The following is an 18,068-nucleotide window of genomic DNA, read 5'->3' as shown; positions in this document are numbered from 1 at the left end:
CCGCACTGGTACGTGCCCGGGGCGGGGCGAGGCGCAATACGCTCGGCGGCGTGAGCGAAGCCACGACCGTGCTGGTCGTCGACGACGAGCCGCTGATCCGTTCCGGGCTGCGGGCCCTCATCGATGCCGAGCCCGACCTGACCGTCGTCGGGGAGGCCGCCGACGGCGCCGAGGTCGTCCCGCTGGTGCGGCGGCTGCGGCCGGACGTCGTGCTGATGGACGTCCGGATGCCCGGCATCGACGGGATCCAGGCCACCACCGCGATCCTGGATTCGGTGCCGGAACCGCCGAGCATCGTCGTGATCACCACCTTCGAGCACGACGACCACGTCTACGGCGCGCTACGCGCCGGCGCGACCGGGTTCCTGCTCAAGCGCTGCCAGCCCGAGGAGCTCGCGCAGGCAATCCGGATCGCCGCGCGCGGCGAATCGCTGCTGTTCCCGGCCGCGATCCGCCGGCTGGCCGCGCCGCACCGCGCGAGCCGCCCGCAGGTCGAGCTCACCGAGCGGGAAGCCGAGATCCTCCGCCTGGTGGCGCGCGGGATGTCCAACGGCGAGATCGCCGCCGAGCTGTTCATCGGCGTGCAGACCGTCAAGACCCACGTCGGCAACGTGCTGGCCAAACTCGGCGCCCGGGACCGCACGCAAGCGGTCGTGTTCGCCTACGAATCGGGCTTCATCAGCGTGTCCGATTCCCGCTAGTACCGGCTCCGGTCCGCTGGCACCATCGGAGACATGCTGGTGGGAACAGAGGAAGCACTCCGGGCCGTGGCCTCGCGCGATGCACGTTTCGACGGCTGCTTCATCCATGCCGTGCGCACCACGCGCATCTACTGCCGCCCGTCGTGCCCGGCACGCACGCCCAAGCCCGACAACAGCCTGTTCTTCCCGACGGCCGCCGCCGCGCAGGCCGCCGGCTTCCGGGCCTGCCGCCGATGCCTGCCGGACGCCGTGCCGGGGTCGCCGGAGTGGAACCTGCGCGCCGATCTCGCCGGCCGCGCCATGCGGCTGATCAGCGACGGCGTCGTGGACCGCTGCGGCGTGCGCGGGCTCGCCGACCAGCTCGGCTACTCGGAACGCCACCTGACCAGGGTGCTCACCGCCGAACTCGGCGCCGGGCCGCTCGGGCTGGCGCGGGCGCACCGCGCGCATTCGGCGCGGATCCTGATCGAGACCACCACGATCCCGTTCGGCGACGTGGCGTTCGCGGCCGGATTCTCGAGCCTGCGCCAGTTCAACGACACGCTGCGCGAGGTCTTCGGCGTGACCCCGACGGAGATGCGCGGCCGCGCGCAGCGGCGCAGCGCGGTCCGCGGCAGCGCCGGTGCCGTCCAGCTGCGCCTGCCGTTCCGGGCTCCCTGCGATGTGGCCGGCGTGCTGCGGTTCCTCGGCGAACGAGCGCTGTCCGGCCTGGAAGATGCCGGGCCGGACCACTACACGCGTGCGCTGCGCCTGCCGTACGGCACCGGGATCGCCACGCTCCGACCGCACGAGAAGTACGTCGCCTGCACGCTGAGACTCACGGACCTGCGCGATCTCGGCAGCGCGGTGTCCCGGCTGCGGCGCCTGCTCGACCTCGACGCCGATCCGGCCGCGATCGGCGAAGCGCTCGGCGCCGACCCGGCGCTGCGGCCGGCCGTCGCGCAGACGCCCGGGGTTCGGGTGCCGGGCAGCGTCGACGGGCTGGAGGTCCTGGTCCGCGCCGTGATCGGCCAGCAGATCTCGGTGGCGGCGGCGCGCAAGACGACGGAGCGCCTCGTCACCGCGCTGGGCGAGCCGCTGGCCCACCCGGAAGGTGCGGTGACGACGCTCTTCCCGACGCCGGAGGTCCTCGCGGAGCGAGCGCTGGAGGTCCTGCCCGGGCCGCGGCGGCGGGCGGAAACCGTCCGCGCTGTCGCGGCGGCCGTCGCCGACGGAAGCCTCGCGCTGCACACCGGACGAGACGAAGCCGAGCTGCGGGAAGATCTGGAGAGCATCTGCGGCATCGGCCCGTGGACGTCGAGCTACGTCGCCATGCGCGTGCTGGGTTCGCCGGATGTGCTGCTGACCGGTGATCTCGCGCTGCGACGGGGCGCGGGGGCCCTCGGGCTGTCCGAAGACCCGGCGGCGATCGAAGCGCATGCGCGGCACTGGAGCCCGTGGCGCTCCTACGCCGGAGTGCTCCTGTGGGAGGCGGCGGCCAGCGGCACGCCGCAGCTGCAGCTCGCTTCGTGACCCGGCCGCCGCAGGAACATTGGAGCGAAGCATGATCACATGGTCCACTGAGGACACTCCGGCTGGTCCGTTCACCGCCGTGGTCGACGCCGACGGTGCCGTCCTCGCCTCCGGCTGGACGGCCCGCCTGGACGAGCTCGTGCCGCTGGTGTCCCGCGAGCTCCTGCCCGAAGGACCGCGCGAAGCAACGGATCTCGGCGCGGTCACCCGCGCGATCCGCGACTACCACGCCGGCGACCTGCGCGCGGTCGACGCGATTCCGGTGCGGCAGCGCTCCGGGGAGTTCCTCGAACACGCCTGGCAGGTGCTGCGGAAGGTCCCGGCCGGTGAACCCGTGAGCTACGCGGAACTAGCCGCGCTGGCGGGCCGCCCCCAAGCGTTCCGAGCAGCGGCAGCAGCCTGCGCCCGCAACGCGGCGGCGCTGTTCGTGCCGTGCCACCGGGTGCTGCGCAGCGACGGCTCGCTGGGCGGCTTCCGCTGGGGTCTCCCGGCCAAGCGCTGGCTCCTCGACCACGAGACCACCGCCTGACCGGCCCGACTGGTGCTCGATCCTGCCTGAACTCGGGAACCCACTTCCGGAGGGCGCCGGGAGAAACGAGGCTCCAATTTCGCCTGAATCGAAGCCTCACCCGCGGAGCACGGCGGGCGCACGGTCCCAACCCTGCCCAAGGGCCGTTCCGGATGGTGCGCGGGCACGCGTAGGACGCAGGGCGCCGATTTCGCGCGAAATCGCCGCTCCACGTGGGTCGGGGTGGCGATTTCGCGCGAAATCGGCGCAGGTGCCAGGCACCTTCGGGATCAGCCGGGGGAGCCGTTCTGAAACGGCTTCTGAAACCGGGCGGGGGCGCGGTGCCCGGGACGGTCAGGTCTGGAGTTCCAGGGTGGAGCCGTCGCGGGACTTGCGGACGCGGAGGCGCACCGAGATCCGTTGGCGCATCTCCTCGACGTGGGACACGAGGCCGACGACCCGGCCGCCGGCCCGCAGGTCGTCGAGGGTGTCCATCACCAGGTCGAGGGTGTCGGCGTCGAGCGTTCCGAACCCCTCGTCGATGAACAACGTGTCCAGCAGCGCACCGCCGGTCTCGGCGGCGACGACATCGGCCAGCCCGAGCGCCAGCGAAAGCGAGGCGAGGAACGACTCGCCGCCGGAGAGCGTCTTCGCGGGCCGGACCTTCCCGGAGTAGTCGTCGAGCACGTCCAGTCCGAGCCCGCCACGGGTGCCCCGCGCCCCGGCCGCATCGGAATGCACGAACGAGTACCGGCCGCCGCTCATCCGCTGCAGCCGCCGGGTGGCCGCGATGGCCACCTCCTCCAACCGCGCGGCCAGCACGTACGCGCGCAAGGACATCTTCCGCGCGTTCTGCCCGCGTCCGTTGACCACGTCCGCCAACGCCTCCAGCTCGGCGTGCTCCGCCAACGCCGGCCCGAGCTCCGCCCACGCTCCGCGCAGCCGCTCCGCGAGCTGCGCGATGTCGCGCTGCCGCTGCTCGGCGCGATGCGCCAACGCAGCCGAGCGCTCCGCCGCTTCGCGGGCTACGACGGCGGCCTCGGTGGCCTCTTCGAGGCCGACCTCGGCGTCTGCGTCCACGCCGAACAGCTCCGCGCTGGACAGCGCTGCGCGGGCGCCTGCGGCGCGTTCTTCGACCTCGGCGAGCGCCTCGGCGAGCTGGGCGATCCGGTCGTCGCCGCGTTCGGCCGCCAGCGCGGCTGCGGCGTTGTCGAAGCCCGCCGCGGTGGCGGCTTCGGCCAGCGCGGTTTCCTGTTCGGCGAGGCGGTGTTCGGCGTCGTCCCTGCTCGTCCGGGCTGCTGCGAGTTGTTCGAGGCGGGCGGCGATGTCCAGCAGGTGCGTTCGCCGGTCGGCGATGCTCGGGAAGTCGCCGCGTCCTTCGCGCAGCCTGGCCTCGCGTTCGTCCACTGTGGTCGCAAGCGATGCTTGTTCGCTGCGGGCCGCCGCGGCTCGGGTTCGCACCTTCGACAGCTGCTCGTTCAGGCGCTCGGTGGATTCTTCGAGCTCAGCCAGGTTCTTGGTGCGTTGCGGTAGTTCCGCGGCGGTTTTCTGGAGCGCGTCGCGCTCGGTTCTGAGCTCGGCGAGTTCGGCGGCGAGGTCCGCCTCGGTGTGCTCGCCGAGGCGTTCTGCCAGGTTGTCGACGTGCTGTTGGGCTCGTTGCGCTTCTGCCGTGGCCTTTTCCCGCCGGGTGGCGGCGCGCTGCTCCTCGGTTTGGGCGTTGTCCTCGTCCTCGGCTCGCACCGGGGCGCCGACCGGTTCGCCGGGCGCGGGGTGTTCCGCCGAGCCGCAGACCGGGCACGGTTCGCCTGGCGAGAGCCGGGCCGCGAGTTCGGCGGCCATCCCGGCGAGCCGGCGGGCCCGGAGATCTTGCAGCAGGTCGCGAGCCTGCTGGTGGGCGTCGATGGCGTGCTGCGCGCGGGCCGTCGCCGACGCGAGTTCCTTTTGCGCGCCGGGCAGTTCCCGCGCCGTCCGCAGCAGCGCGGCGACCTCGGTGCCGCGCGCCTGCACCGTTTCCAGTCGCAGTTCCGCGTGCTTCGCGTCTTCGACCTGTTGCCGCGCGGTGCCGATGCGGTCGGGCAGGGTGGCCTGCTGCCCGACGAGCTCGGTTTCCAGGGTCTCGTCCGCTGCCAGCCGATCGGCTAGGGAGGCGAGCTTCTGCCGGTCGGTTTCCTGTTGCTGCGCCTCGGGGATCAGGTGCGCGAGACCACCCGCTTCTTCACGCCTGGTGCCCGCGAGCGAACGCAGTTCGGCCAGCGGTGTTTCGGCGTCCAGCTCGCAGCTCGCGGCTGCAGTGGCCACCGCAGCCCGTGCTTTGTCGCGCTCCTGCTCCGCCCGCAGCACGGCATTCCGGGCCGCGAGCACCGGGACGGCGCGTTGCGCCGCTTCCCGCTCCGCGCGCCAAGCGTCGTGCTGGTCCTGCTGTTCGCCGATCGCGGCGAGGGTCGCGTTGGCCTGCCGCACCCGGCGGACCTTCTCGGCCAGCTCGCGGCGCTCGGTCAGCTTCGCGTCGGCCACCTCCCGCTCGCGCCGCAGGCGGGAGTGCTCGGCCTGCGTGCCCTCCATCTCGCGAAGGGACCGCTTTTCGATGTCCTCCAACCAGTTCTGCTCGTCCGCGTCGGCATCCGGCTCCGCGCCCGAGACCTGCGAGACGCGCGCGAGCAGCTCGCGGACCCGCTGCGTCTGCTCCTCGACGCCGCGCCCGCGCTCCCGGCGGCGTTCGACGAACCAGCGCTCGACCTCGCCGAACCGCTCGGTGCCGAACAGCTTCTCCAGCAGCTTCTCGCGCTCGGTGGTGTCCGAGCGCAGGAACTTGGCGAACTCGCCCTGCGGCAGCATCACGACCTGGAAGAACTGGTCGACCGTCATGCCCAGCAGGCGTTGCACCGTGCGCCCGACCTCGTCGATGCGCGTCAGGCCCTCCGGCGGCTGCTCGGTGGGCGCGCCGTCGACCCAGGTCAGCGAGGCCTTCGCCTGCTGCGTGGTGTAGCCGTCGCCGCGCTTCTTCGGCCGCTGGTACTCCGGGCTGCGCTCCAGCCGCAGCCGCTGCCCCTGCACCGTCAGCTCCAGCACGACCTTGGTGATGGTGTCGGGTTTCGCGGTGTCGCAGCGCAGCCGCTTGACCTCGCCGCGCGCGCCCGGCACCGAACCGTAGAGCGCGAAGGCGACCGCATCCAGCAGCGTCGTCTTGCCCGCGCCGGTGTCGCCGTGCAGCAGGAACAGGCCGTCGCCGCCGAGCCGGTCGAAGTCCACCTCCTGGTGGTCGCGGTACGGGCCGAACGCGGTGACTTCCAGGCTGTGCAGCCTCATTTCGCCCCCTCCGCCGCGGCGACCGCGCGCAGTGCCTCGTTGAGCAGCGCGCGTTCGGAATCGTTGGGGTCGCTGCCCCGGCAGTCGGCCACGAACCTGGCGGCGAGCTCGTGGTCGTCGCGGCCGCGCACGATCTCGGCGTAGTGCAACGGCGCTGTCGCGCGGCCGGTCGCCGGCTTCCACTCCAGGTGCACGGCGTGCGGAAAGCGCTGCTGCAGCCGCCGCATCGCCTCCAGCGGGCGCACTTCGTCGGTGAGCGTCGCCGAGAGGTAGCACTCCTCCAACTCTGCGTGCTCCGGCTCGGCGAGCAGGTCCTCCAGCAGCCCCTGGACCGTCGCCAGCCGCCGGGGCACCGGCAGTTCGCGCCGCTCCACGCAGGCCAGGCCGTCCGCGTCCAGATCGACCAGCCACACCGACTTGCGGTGCGCCGCTTCGGAGAACGAGTAGGCCAGCGGGCTGCCCGAGTAGCGCAGGTGCTCGGCGAGCCGCTGCGGGCCGTGCAGGTGCCCCAGCGCGACGTAGTCGACGCCGTCGAACACCGAGCCCGGCACCTGCTCGACGCCGCCGACCGCGATGGTGCGCTCGGAATCGCTGCTGTCGCCGCCGGTGACGAAGGCGTGCGCCAGCACCACCGAACGAGTCCCCTGTGGACGTTCGGCCAGTTCGGCGCGCACCCGGTTCATCGCTTCGGTGAGCACCGCCGTGTGACCGCGCGACTCGATCTCGGCGCTGGCCCCGGGCACGTCGGCGCAGGCCTGCAGGGCATGGCGCGCCGGGTCCGGTTCGAGGTACGGGATGCCGTAGAAGGCGACCGGGCCGTGCCGGTCGTCGATCACCACCGGCTCGTGCAGCCGGGCGATCTGGGTGCGCAGGTGCAGGCCGCCGGCGGCGGCGAACTCGGCGAACGCGCCGACCCGGGCGGCGGAGTCGTGGTTGCCCGAGGTGACCACCAGCTGGGCGCCCGCTTCGCGGATCCTGCCGAGCACCCGGACGCAGGTCTGCACCGCCTCCCCCGACGGCACCGCGCGGTCGTAGAGATCGCCTGCGACCACCACGACGTCGACCTGCTCCTCGATGACCAGGTCGGCCAGCCCGCCCAGGACGGCCTCCTGATCTCCGAGCAGGTCTCGCCCGTGGAACGTCCGTCCCACGTGCCAGTCGGAGGTGTGCAGCACTCGCATGGACCCCAAGCTATCGACGCCCCCCGCCGGAGGTCGCAGACCCCCCACGCCGCTTCGGCGTGTCGTGCACCTCGTAACCGCTTTCCGCAGGTCAACGCCCGTGCACGTGTTGTGCTGCTATGGCGACACAACATGCTCACGGCAACTGACCAGCGAAAACGGCGCCGACGGACGGCAGCGCGTTCACAGCGTGGCTGTGCGTGATGTTGTCGGGCGGGTCCGCCATCATTTGAGCTGCCACTGCCACTACCGGACGGAGCTCATGTGGGTACCGGCGTCCTGATCACCATCGTCGTCGTGCTGACGCTGTTGGTCGCGGCAGCGCTGATGCTGATCTGGCGGCTGTACACGGACAGTGCACGCCGAGCCGACGAGGCGCTGCGCATGGTCGAGGCCGAGCGCGCTCGCACCGCCGAGCAGCAGGCCGCGCTGCGGCGCTACGAAGTCGCGTTCGCCTCCATCACCGGCCGCGGCGAGCTCGGCGAGCAGGTGCTCGTGGAGACCGCGCGGTCGCTGGGGCTGCGCGAAGGAATCCACTTCACGCTGCAGACCGACCTCGCCGGCGGCGGCTCCGCGCGCCCCGACATGGTGCTGTCCGTGGGCGGCGGGCGCCAGGTCCCGGTGGACGCCAAGGCGAGCCTCGCGGTGTGGGCCGAGGCGATGGAGACCGACGACCCCGAAGAACGCACCGACGCCCTGCGGGTGCACGTCCGCAACATCCGCTCCCGCGCCACCGAACTCGCCGGCAAGGGCTACCAGAAGTGGGCCGACGCGATCTACGGCTCGATCATGTTCGTGCCGTCCGACGCCGCCGTGATCGCCGCTCTCGACACCGACCCGCAGCTGCTCACCTGGCTGCTGGGCAAGCGGGTCTTCCTCTGCGGGCCAACGGGTTTCGCGGTGCTGGCGTCGGCGTCGATGTTCGCCGCGACGGAACGCACGATCGCCGAGGACATCGAGCAGGTGCGCGCCCACTCGGTCCGTGCCCAGCGTGCGGCGTCCAACGCGGTGGAGGCGGTGAACCTCTCCAGCACGCACCTTCAGCGCTTCGTCTCGGCCCGCCGCCGCGAGCTCGACGCGCTGGAATCGTTCCGCAGCACGGTCCAGCCGCTGGCCGAAGCCGCGGGCTCCGGCGACGTCGGAACCATCCGCCACGACGAGGACGGCCTGGTCAACGGCTCGCTCCCGGCGCGGGAAGGGCTCGATGCGGCCCAGCCGCTCGTCCGGGATCGGGAGACCGAACGCTTCTGACCGCGCACCCCGGCACATCTTCGGCCTGGAGCTGGATCGAACTCCCGAAGCACCCACCTCCGCAGGTGAGGGCACAAGCCACCGCTCCGCCGCGATGGGCGGATTCCGATTTTGCCTAAAATCAGGCGCCCCACGAGACCCGGGAGGAGCCGGCCGATCTCAGGGCTCGTTCCAGAAGGGCTCCGCCCTGCTGATCCCGTAGGTGCCCGGTGCCTGGCACCGGTGGCGATTTCGCGCGGACTAGGCCCAGGCGGCCACGCCCCACGCGTGCCCGCACATCAACCTGCCCGGGCTCGCCGGGAACAGGTGCACCGCTGTGCGGAAGGGCCGGTCAGACGTGGGTCTCGACGAAGGCCGCGACCGTGTCGACGATCAGCGTGTTGTGCGGGCCCCGGCCGAAGCCGTGGTCCAGGCCCTCGTACGGGTGCATCTCCGCCGTGACGCCCAGCTTGCGCAGGTCCCGCACGAAGTCGAGGCTCTGGTCGAGCGGGACCAGCGAATCCGCCGTGCCCTGCTGGATCAGGAACGGCGGCTCGTCCCCGGAGATGTTCTTGATCGGGCTCGCCGACTCGGCCCGCGCCGGGCACTCCAGCGGCATGCAGCCGAGCAGCTGCTTGATCACCCGCCGCGCGTACTCCTGCATCTGCGGATGCGCCGCCTCGGCCTCGGCGCTCATGTCGGTCGGCCCGAACCAGTCCACCACCGCCCGGACGCCGGTCAGCCCGCCGCCCGGCTTGTCCGGATCCCCGGTCAGCGCGCCCAGCTGCGACACCAGGTGGCCGCCGGCCGAGGCACCCCACAGGCCGACCCGGTCGGCGTCCAGCTGCCACTCCCCGGCCCGCCCCTGCAGCCAGCGCACGGCATCCGCCACGTCGACCACCTGCGCCGGGTACTGCGCCGCACCGGTCAACCGGTAGTCCACTGTGGCCACCGCGTAGCCGTGTTCCAGCAGGCGCTGCGCCGTTAGCGCCTCCGGCGCAGCGGGATCGGCGTCCAGCGTGCGAAACCCGGCGTCCCAGCCGCCGCCGTGCACGTACACGATCAGCGGGGTCGGTGTCTCGCGCTTCGCGGGCAGGAACAGATCCAGCTTCAACGCGCCGGTGTCGCGCTGCGCGTACACCTGGTCGCGCTGCACGCTGGCCGCGCCGAGGTCGCGGCCGGCGGTGTCGATCCGTGGCGCTTCGTCGGCGTCCGACTCCCGGGAGCAACCGGCCGCGACCAACGTCACCAAGGCGAAACAGGCCGCCAGGACACGCCGAGTCACCGCCATCCGCCCAGCGCCTCCCCGATCTCGCGACAGCTCACCCGAATGCCTGAGCTTAACAAGATCAGTGGCGCGTCATTCGGTGATCAGTCGCGCTCGTCCGCAGCGCGCTGTTCACCTGCCAGGAAGTGCGCGATCCGCACCGTGGAGTCGTAGAGGTCCCGGTAGTGCCCGAAGTACGCGTCGTAGCGCTCGGTGTGCTCCGGGTTCGGCCGGACGGTGCGCGTCACCGGGTTCCAGTCGTCCGGGGCGACGGCGGTGCCGGTGCCGACGCCCGCGAGCAGCGCGTCGCCGTACGCCGCGCCGACCGTCTCGGCCGGGATCTGCTGCTCCTGGCCGGTGATGTCGGAAACGATCTGCGTCCACAGCCCGCCCTGGGTGCCGCCGCCGACGGCGACCAGCCGCCGGGCCGTGCCGCCCGCCTCGCCCATCGCCGCCAGGTTGTGGCGGACCCCGAAACCGATGCCCTCCAGCGCGGCCCGGTACAGCTCGGCGTGGCCGTGGCTGGTGGTCAGCCCAGCCAGGATGCCGCGTGCGTCCGGGTCGAAGATCGGCGTCCGCTCGCCGGCGAAGTACGGCAGCAGCAACAACCCGCGGCTGCCCGCGGGCACCTTGCTCGCTTCCTCCACGAGCTGGGCGAAATCGCCGTCGACGAGGCCGCGCAGCCATTGCGTCACGGCGCCCGACGTCGCCATCCCGGCGGCCAGCGTGTACGTGTCGGGGAACGCCCCGCAGGTGCCCCAAAGCGCCTGGTGCGGCTGCAGATAGGTGAGGACCTGGACGAAGAACATCGTGGTGCCGTACATCAGCATCACGTCGCCCGGCTCCCGCACGCCGACGCTGGTGGCCTCGGCCCAGGCGTCGACGGTGCCAGCGGTGACCGGCAGCCCTTCCGGCAGCCCGGTCTCGGCCGCCGCCTGCGCGGTGACCCGCCCGACGACCTCGGTCGGCCACGCCAGCTCCGGCAGCGGCAGCCCCGGAGCGACCCGCTGCGCCCAGTCCGCCGACCAGTCGCGGGCCCGCAGGTCGTAGAGCGGATCGCACTGGCTGGCCGAGTGGTGGTCGAGCACGTACCGGCCGGTCAGCCGGTGCACCAGGTAGGAACTGCACATCAGCAGCATCTCGGTGCGTTCGTAGACCTCCGGCTCGTGCTTGGCCAGCCAGCGGATCTTCGGCCCGACGGCCTGGCTGGACAGTGCCGAGCCACCCCGGCGCAGGATCTCGTCCGCCCCGAACTCCTCGGTGAGCTCCGCGATCTCCTCGGTCGCGCGGGTGTCCACGCCGTAGAGGATGGCCGGCCGCAGGGGTTTCCCGTCGCCGTCGGCGGGCAGCAGGACGGGGCCGATGCCGCTGACGCCGAGACCGGCGATCTCCCGGCCTTCGGCGGCGGGCACCAGCTCCCGGGCCAGTTCCAGGAAGTCCGCCCACCACACCGATTCCGCGTCGTGCTCCACCCAGCCCGGATGCGGGTAGGAGGTCTCGTGCGGCCGGCTGGCGCGGGCGATGATGCGCCCGTCGGTGGCGACCAGCACCCCCTTGGAACTCGCCGTGCCGATGTCGATCCCGAGCAACACCTTCTCGGCCACCTGCGCGATCCTCCTCGTCAACTCGCACGCCTGGAACACCGGAGACCCCCGACCGCACCGCCCCGGGCCGTCCCCACCCCGGTGCGGTACGCAATTTCAATGGAAATCGAACCTCCGATTTCCATTGAAATTGCGGGAGTTGTCCACAACCTCCGGCGTGTCGTGGTCCGACACCCCGGAGGTCCGCGGTTTCAATTGAAACTGCACCAGAAGGGGATGTTGTCAGCCCCGGGTCCACTCGTCGAGGCGGACGTCCAGCTGATCCGCCACGGCGCGCAGGGCCGCCCGGTGGTCGCCGGGCACCGCGTGGATGTGGTTCGCGCCGAACTTCGACAGGAACACCTCGCCCGGCGCGTCCAGCCGCGCGAACGCGTGCGGCCACTCCGGCGTCGACTGGTTCACCAGCGTCTGGTTGGTCTCGTCGTCGTAGGACTCGAACTCGCCGAGCATCAGCTGCAGGCGGTACTCGCCGTCCTCGCGGGTCAACCGGCCCAGCGTCATCTGCCCCGGGGCCGCGATGTGCTGCACCGATGCGCCACCGGCCGGGAAGAAGAACACCTCCGGGTAGAAGTTGACCTTCGCCAGGTTCTCCGCCGGGTCGTCGCTGCGGGCGGCGTACCAGGTGGCGTGCTGGCCGGAGTTGCACAGGTCCCAGATGTCCCGGTCGGCGTGGTAGTGCCGCACGTCGGCGAACAGCACCGGGGTGCCCGCCAAGGCCTTGAACAGCTGCATGGTCAGCGCGCCGTCCATGTCCGCCTCGGTGGCGCACACGTGCGGCTCCTTCGGCCCGTTCCAGTCGTACGGGTCGTTCAGGAACGCCTCGGTGACGTCCATGGTCGCGAAGTTCTCGGTCAGCTCCGGCTGCGCCTTGATGCCGGAGAAGTCCAGGTTGCGCTCCGCGATGATGTCCCGGATCGCCTGGTAGGAGCGGATCTGCCGCTCCAGCAGCTCCGGCGTCAGCTTCTTGCCGTCGTAGTGCACGCCCGCCGCGTGCTGCTCGATCCACTCGCGCGCCTTCTTCGCCTCGGCGGCGTCCGCCTTGTCGGCGCGCAGGACCAGCTCGTACTGGTCGATCTCCTCCACGTCGATGCCGAACTTGCGCATCCACTGGTCGGTGTTGGCCACTGCGGTGTTCATGCCCATCGGACGCCCGCCGAACCGGCCGAACGTCGACCCGCGCAGCGACCGCACCGCCGCAGACGCCTTGGCGTGCACGCCGATCTTCTCGACCAGCTCGGCGTCGTCCGGCGCGCCCCAGGCGCGGGTGTGGCGGCGGCCGATCTGGTCCAGCGCGCCGCCCGCGGCGAGCATGCCGACGAGGCCCGGCTCGGTCGGGTCGGTGCTGGCCACGAGCACCAGCGGGCTGCGGGTGGCGTCCGCGGCGAGCATGGTGAAGTGCGGGAACGTCCACACCGAGTAGTAGAAGACGGTGACGTCGACGTCGGCCGCGGCCACCTTGCGGGCCACCGAGGTGGCGAGCGCGTTGGTGGCGACCAGGTCGTCGCCCACCACCACGTCGTGCCCGGCGGCTTGCAGCGACCGGACCAGGGAATCCTGTTTGGACCGAATGAAATCCGCGATGCGGGCGTGGACGTGGTCACGACCGTCGGAAATGCTGACGACGCCGATGCGAGCCACAGTTCCTCCCAAGTTCACTGACAGGCGGCGTTGACTGCTGGAGAACCGGCGGCGAGGAGCACGTCGGTGGGCGCCACCGGTGAACTCCCTGCGGATCGCCTGACCGGGAAAGCCCGCCGCTGGAATTGCCGAGAAGACCGGCGAGCAATCGTTTTCTCGGACGCTATTCTGGCATGACACGGGCTGTCAAGGCAGGTAGCCCGCCATCACTCGGCTAGCGGGCACACGAGGAGGAGCCGTGGCGACGATCAGTGATGTGGCAACCCGCGCCGGGGTGTCCACTGCGACCGTTTCACGTGCGCTCAACGGCAAGAGCACCGTCGATCCGGCGCTGGCCGCGCGGGTGCTCGCGGCCGCCGCGGAGCTGGGCTACCGGCCCAACGGCCCGGCCCGCAACCTGCGCAAGCAGGAGACCGCGGTGCTGGCCCTGATCATCTCCGACGTGGAGAACCCGTTCTTCACCGCGATCGCCCGCGGCGTCGAGGACGTGGCGCACGCCGCCGGCTACTCGGTGGTGCTGTGCAACTCCGACGACGAACCGGACAAGGAACGCGAGTACGTCGATGTCGCCCTGCAGGAGCGGGTGGCAGGGGTGCTGCTGTCGCCGACCGGGCGCGGCGACAGCGCCGAGCTGCTCAGCCGCAACAACACGCCGGTGGTGGCGGTGGACCGGCCGCTGCCGAACTCGGCAGCCGACACGGTGCTGGTCGACACCAGGCTCGCCGCCAAGGAGGCGACCCTGCACCTGGCGGAGCAGGGCTACCGGCGGATCGGCTGCCTCACCGGCCCCAGCGGCGTGCTGACCGCGGACGACCGCCTCGCCGGCTACCGGGACGGGCTGCGCGCAGCGAAGCTGCCGGCCCCCACGGCGCTGGTTCGACGCTCGGAGTTCAAGGCGCCCGGGGCGAAGCAGGCTGCGCGAACGCTGCTGACCCAGGACGATCCGCCGGACGCGGTCCTCGTGGCGAACAGCATGATGGCGGTCGGCGTCCTGGAGACGTGCACCGAATTGGGCCTGCGCCCCGGCCGGGACATCGGCGTGGTCGCCTTCGACGACGCGCCGTGGGCGACGCTGCTGGACCCGCCGCTGACGGTCGTCGCCCAGCCCGCCTACGACATGGGCGCGATCGCCGCCCAGCTGCTGCTGGACCGGATCAGCGGGGAACGCACCGACATGACCACCACGACCCTGTCCGCGCACCTGGTCACCCGGGGCAGCAGCACCCGCCCGTGACGCCGCGAGGCGAACGGACCGTTCACCTCGCTAGAAGACGCGAACGGACCGTTCACGCCAACACGACGAAAGAGCGAACGGACCGTTCACCTCGGTAGGAGGCGTGAATGGTCCGTTCGCTCGGTTCCGGGGTTCAGCCGTTGCGCTGGTGCTGGCGGATGGCCTCGTCCACCACCTGCTGGATGTCCGCAGGCCGTTCGCCGTCGTCCTGGCCGGTGGTCTCCGGGGTGCTCACCTCCGGAGTCCCGGGTTCCGGCGGGGCGGTCGACGACGGCGGGGTGCTGGTCTCCGGCGGCGACGACGGGGCAGCCGGCTGCGTCTCCGGCGGCCGGGCGGGCGCCGGGGGTGCGATCGGCAGCTGGCGACCCGGCACGCGGCCGCCGTACCAGTACGTCGTCGAGCTGTAGTCGCCCGGCTCGTCGTTGACCGGCCCGTGCTCGACTCCCGCCCGCAGGCCGGTGCGGAACGGCACCGCGTCGTTGACCATGATCCGGTAGGCGCCGGTGCAGTCGAACCGGCAGCCGTCGGCGCCGATCTCGTGTGACGGGTTGCCGACGTGCGGCATCGTGAACGTGGTGCCGTCCCGGAAGTACCAGCCGGACTCGTAGAAGTCCTCGGTACCGGTGCCGTGCCAGGCCGGCTCGGCGGAGCCGTCGACGTAGAACCGTTCGTCGCCCTCCAGGTAGTTGCGCTGGTTCGCGGCGGCGCGCGTGCCGAGGGAGTGCGGTTGGTTGCTGCGCGCCGCCGCGCCCGGCGGGATCAGCCCGCGCATGGTGTGCGTGACGCCGTAGAAGGTGCCCGGCCCGCTGGTGTTCAGGAACGTCCAGTCCCTGCCGGGCACGGTGTTCCCCCGCAGGTGGGTGGCGTGGAAGTACCCGGTGTTGCCGCCCACCTCCGCAGGCGCGCTGGTGACCTCGGCGGTCGCACCGGTGATCGGGATCCCGCCGCCGTTGACCACCTCGACCACCGCGTTCTGCGCGAACGGCATCGGCCACCAGGACGTGTACCAGCCGTCCAGCCCCGGGTCGACCGAGGTCATCAGGCTGCGCACGTCGTACTCGCCGAGCCCGGTGCCGAAGAACTCGCCGATCGGCGCGTCCACAGTGGTCCGCCCGTCGAAGGTGATGCGGATCCGGGCGGTGGACAGCACCTCGTCGGAGGCCGCGACCTGGCCGGGATCGTTGGGGTAGCGGGCGATGAGCTTGGACCGGGCGAAGACCTCGTTGTCGATGCGGTAGCCGTGCGCGCTCTGCTCGCCGGGGTGGTCCGGCCCGAGGTCGAGCACGTCGGTGCGCACCCACTCGCCGCCCACCTTGCTGTGCACGTCGTAGCGGAACTCGTTGACGTCCAGGGCGGACGACACGAAGCGGCTGGAGACCTGCACCTCGGATTTGCCCGCGGTCAGTTCGGCGGGCACCTCGAGGAATTCCAAGCCCCACTGGCCGGGCCGCGCCGGGCCGCCGCGCCACTGCCCGACCGGCCTGCCGTCCACGAACACGTCGGCGACCTGGTCGGCGATCTGCGCGTCGTACCGCCGGATCAGCCGGATGCCCTGGTTGTTCGGGTCCACGCGCATGGTGAACCGGCTGCCGCCGGCCTGCCCGAAGGCGTAGCCGTCGTCGACCGCCTGCGGGCTGCCCACCACCTGCGGCAGCCGCACGCGGAGCTGGGAGATCTGCTGCGGCCCGGCCAGCCGGGCGATGGTGGTCGAGGAACCCGGCGTCAGGTCGAAGTTCTTGCGGGTCGGGGTGGCGCCGGAGGCGGCGGGCTTCGGGTCGGCGACGCCGAAGCGGCGCAACCGGTCGAGCACGTCCCGGGCGGAATCGTGCGGGTTGAAGGTCTGCACGCCGTCCGCGTTGGGGAACGCCCGGTAGGAGACGTGGTAGAAGTACGGGTTGTGCTGGACGGTCACCCGCATCGAGTTGCGGTACGGCATCGGCACCTTGATGAAGACACCGCCGGCGGCGTCTCCGGCGCCGGCCACCAGCGGCCACGAGAACGGCGCGCCCACCCGCCCGTTGACCACGTCGACCAGCGGCGCGTTCAGGATCACCCGGCCGTCGAGTTCGATCACGATGTTGCCGGTCGCAGTGACGTCGCCCCAGGGTTCGCGGGTGGACCAGATCGAGGTGATCTCCCCCGCGCCGTCGTGTTCGGCGATCACGCACCCGCGGTCGGTGATCCGCAGGCAGGAGTAGGTCCCCCGGAATCCGTCGTTGTTCCCACCGGTGCGGTCGAAGCTGGAGGCCTGGAACGACTTCTCGTCGCCGCGCAGCTGGGCCGTCGCACCGAGGTTCCGGTACGTATCCCAGCCGACCGGCCCCCTGGCCGGCGCCGCCGGCTGCGCGTCCGCGCGGAATCCGGCGTCCGCGACCACGGCGGCCGCGGCCAGCGAAGCGATTCCGAGGTAGGCGCCAAGCCGGCGGGCGCGCCGACGACCATTTCCCGGCGGCGTTGCTGAGCGATCTCTCATCGTGCTCGCCCCTCCCCGCGCGCCACTATCCACTGCGGACGGTGGCGTACGCTGTTTCCGATGGTGGTGCGCGACTGAATGGATTTTCGTCCGGCTCCGGGGGTTGAAAGATCACTCGCGCATTGAGCGCAGCGTAAGAAGGAGATCTCCGCGAAGCCAACCAATACGGGCGGTGTCGAAGAATCCGCGAAGCGAATTCACTCAATAAGATGGTTGCCGGGCTCGCGGGATCCGACAACCACCATCCAGGTGTATTGGGATTTTCACGAGAAAAGTCTTACCGACAACGGAATTATTCGGAAATCGCGATCATTCGCAATAGCGCCGGGCATTGCGGCGAGCGCGCAGTCGTGAGTGGCCGTGGCCGCCCCGGCGACCACGGCCACTCACGACGCGGTGTCAGCTCTGGTTCAGCCGGGCGTAGACCTCGGCGGCGTTCTCCTTGGTGACCAGCTCGGTCTGCAGGGTCTGCGTCTTCTCCACCGGCTGGCAGTCGATCAGCAGCTTCTTGGCCGCTTCCACGGCTTCCGCGCCGCCGGTCGGGTACAGGTTGGTCGCCTGCAGCCGGCCGTCCTCGACCGCCTTGATGCCGCCGGACGGGATGGGCAGCCCGTCGATGCCGACGAACTTCAGGTCGTTGCGGCCCGCCGCCTGGGCCGCCAGGTACGCGCCCTCGGCCATCGGGTCGTTCTGCGCGTACACCGCCTTGATGTCGGGGTTCGCCTTGAGCAGCGCGTCCATCTTCTGCTGCCCGACCGACCGCTCCCACTCACCGTCGGCGGTGGCCACGACCTCGATCTGCGAGCCCTGGATGCCTTCCTGGAAGCCCTTTTCCCGCTCCGCGGCCGGGGTCGATCCGGACAGCCCCTTGATCTGCACGATCTTGCCGCCCTCCGGCAGCAGCGTGCTCTTGAAGTACTCGCCCGCCTGCCGGCCGATCTGGACGTTGTCCGCGCCGATGTAGGTGGTGTAGGCGTCGCCGTCGACCTTCCGGTCCAGCACCACGACCGGAATTCCCTTGTTGTAGGCCTTCTTCACCACGTCGGTCAGCGGCGCGGCCTCGTTCGGCGAGATCATCAGCAGGTCGACCTGCTTGGTGAGGAAGTTCTCCACGTCGCTGATCTGCTTGGAGTTGTCCTTGGCCGCGTCGGAGAACTGCACCTCGAACTGCGGGACCTTCTCGGCCGCCTTGCGGATGTCGTCGTCCATCCGGACCCGGTACGGCTCGGCGAGGTTGGCCTGGCTCATGCCGATGGTGTACTTCTCGTTCGGTCCCTTGCAGTGCTGGGTCGGGTCCTGCGCCTGCACCTTCCCGGTGTTCTCGCTGGTCGTCCCGCAACCGGCGGCGGCGAGCGCGGCCGCGGCGCACGTGACTGCGATCAAGGACTTCGTTGTCTTGCGCATCGTGCTTCCT

At 71.3% G+C, this 18,068-nt stretch carries 12 protein-coding genes; 5 read left to right on the top strand and 7 right to left on the bottom strand.

Annotated features, from left to right (window positions below):
- Positions 1–50 precede the first annotated feature (50 nt).
- The 3 genes from E1288_RS08730 to E1288_RS08720 are packed head-to-tail and all read left to right on the top strand — an operon-like array spanning position 51 to position 2,742.
- Positions 51–701: a response regulator gene (locus E1288_RS08730; protein WP_235883427.1), complete on the top strand. Its 651-nt coding sequence runs from the start codon at positions 51–53 to the stop codon at positions 699–701.
- A 33-nt stretch (positions 702–734) separates the two neighbouring features.
- Positions 735–2,213, top strand: a complete 1,479-nt coding sequence (locus E1288_RS08725; RefSeq protein ID WP_132483114.1) for an AlkA N-terminal domain-containing protein — start codon at positions 735–737, stop codon at positions 2,211–2,213.
- A 31-nt stretch (positions 2,214–2,244) separates the two neighbouring features.
- Entirely contained in the window at positions 2,245–2,742 is a 498-nt protein-coding gene (locus E1288_RS08720) for a methylated-DNA--[protein]-cysteine S-methyltransferase (RefSeq protein ID WP_132483112.1), read from the top strand.
- A gap of 333 nt (positions 2,743–3,075) precedes the next feature.
- Here the strand turns inward: E1288_RS08720 and E1288_RS08715 are convergent, their stop codons facing one another.
- Together E1288_RS08715 and E1288_RS08710 are read right to left on the bottom strand one after the other, a co-directional pair.
- The gene (locus tag E1288_RS08715; RefSeq protein ID WP_132483110.1) at positions 3,076–6,027 is read right to left on the bottom strand and encodes an AAA family ATPase; all 2,952 of its coding nucleotides are present in this window, start codon (positions 6,025–6,027) and stop codon (positions 3,076–3,078) included.
- On the bottom strand, positions 6,024–7,208 hold the full coding sequence (locus E1288_RS08710) for an exonuclease SbcCD subunit D (RefSeq protein ID WP_132483108.1): 1,185 nt from the start codon (positions 7,206–7,208) through the stop codon (positions 6,024–6,026). The genes E1288_RS08715 and E1288_RS08710 overlap by 4 nt, the downstream gene beginning before the upstream one ends.
- 264 nt (positions 7,209–7,472) lie before the next feature.
- On the opposite strand from E1288_RS08710, the gene E1288_RS08705 reads away from it, so the two are divergent.
- Positions 7,473–8,459, top strand: a complete 987-nt coding sequence (locus E1288_RS08705) for a DNA recombination protein RmuC (protein ID WP_132483106.1) — start codon at positions 7,473–7,475, stop codon at positions 8,457–8,459.
- A gap of 331 nt (positions 8,460–8,790) precedes the next feature.
- Here E1288_RS08705 and E1288_RS08700 read toward each other — a convergent pair whose 3' ends face one another.
- The 3 genes from E1288_RS08700 to E1288_RS08690 form a co-directional block, all read right to left on the bottom strand.
- Positions 8,791–9,729, bottom strand: a complete 939-nt coding sequence (locus tag E1288_RS08700; RefSeq protein WP_132483104.1) for an alpha/beta hydrolase — start codon at positions 9,727–9,729, stop codon at positions 8,791–8,793.
- An 80-nt stretch (positions 9,730–9,809) separates the two neighbouring features.
- Complete coding sequence (locus E1288_RS08695; RefSeq protein WP_132483102.1) at positions 9,810–11,309, bottom strand: FGGY-family carbohydrate kinase; 1,500 nt, start codon at positions 11,307–11,309, stop codon at positions 9,810–9,812.
- Positions 11,310–11,531: 222 nt separating this feature from the next.
- Positions 11,532–12,947: an L-fucose/L-arabinose isomerase family protein gene (locus tag E1288_RS08690; RefSeq protein WP_132483100.1), complete on the bottom strand. Its 1,416-nt coding sequence runs from the start codon at positions 12,945–12,947 to the stop codon at positions 11,532–11,534.
- 238 nt (positions 12,948–13,185) lie between these two features.
- On the opposite strand from E1288_RS08690, the gene E1288_RS08685 reads away from it, so the two are divergent.
- Entirely contained in the window at positions 13,186–14,181 is a 996-nt protein-coding gene (locus E1288_RS08685) for a LacI family DNA-binding transcriptional regulator (RefSeq protein WP_132483098.1), read from the top strand.
- Between the two features lie 133 nt (positions 14,182–14,314).
- Here the strand turns inward: E1288_RS08685 and E1288_RS08680 are convergent, their stop codons facing one another.
- Both E1288_RS08680 and E1288_RS08675 read right to left on the bottom strand, forming a co-directional pair.
- Positions 14,315–16,654, bottom strand: coding sequence for a glycoside hydrolase family 172 protein (locus tag E1288_RS08680; protein WP_132483096.1), 2,340 nt, complete (start codon positions 16,652–16,654; stop codon positions 14,315–14,317).
- A 399-nt stretch (positions 16,655–17,053) separates the two neighbouring features.
- Positions 17,054–18,058 (bottom strand): substrate-binding domain-containing protein, encoded by a 1,005-nt coding sequence (locus tag E1288_RS08675; protein ID WP_132483094.1) that lies wholly within the window; start codon positions 18,056–18,058, stop codon positions 17,054–17,056.
- Positions 18,059–18,068: the final 10 nt, after the last annotated feature.

Source organism: Saccharopolyspora elongata, assembly GCF_004348985.1.
In the GTDB taxonomy this organism is placed as follows: domain Bacteria; phylum Actinomycetota; class Actinomycetes; order Mycobacteriales; family Pseudonocardiaceae; genus Saccharopolyspora; species Saccharopolyspora elongata.
Note: the sequence above shows the minus strand (reverse complement) of the source record. Positions and strands in the feature narration are given on the sequence as shown.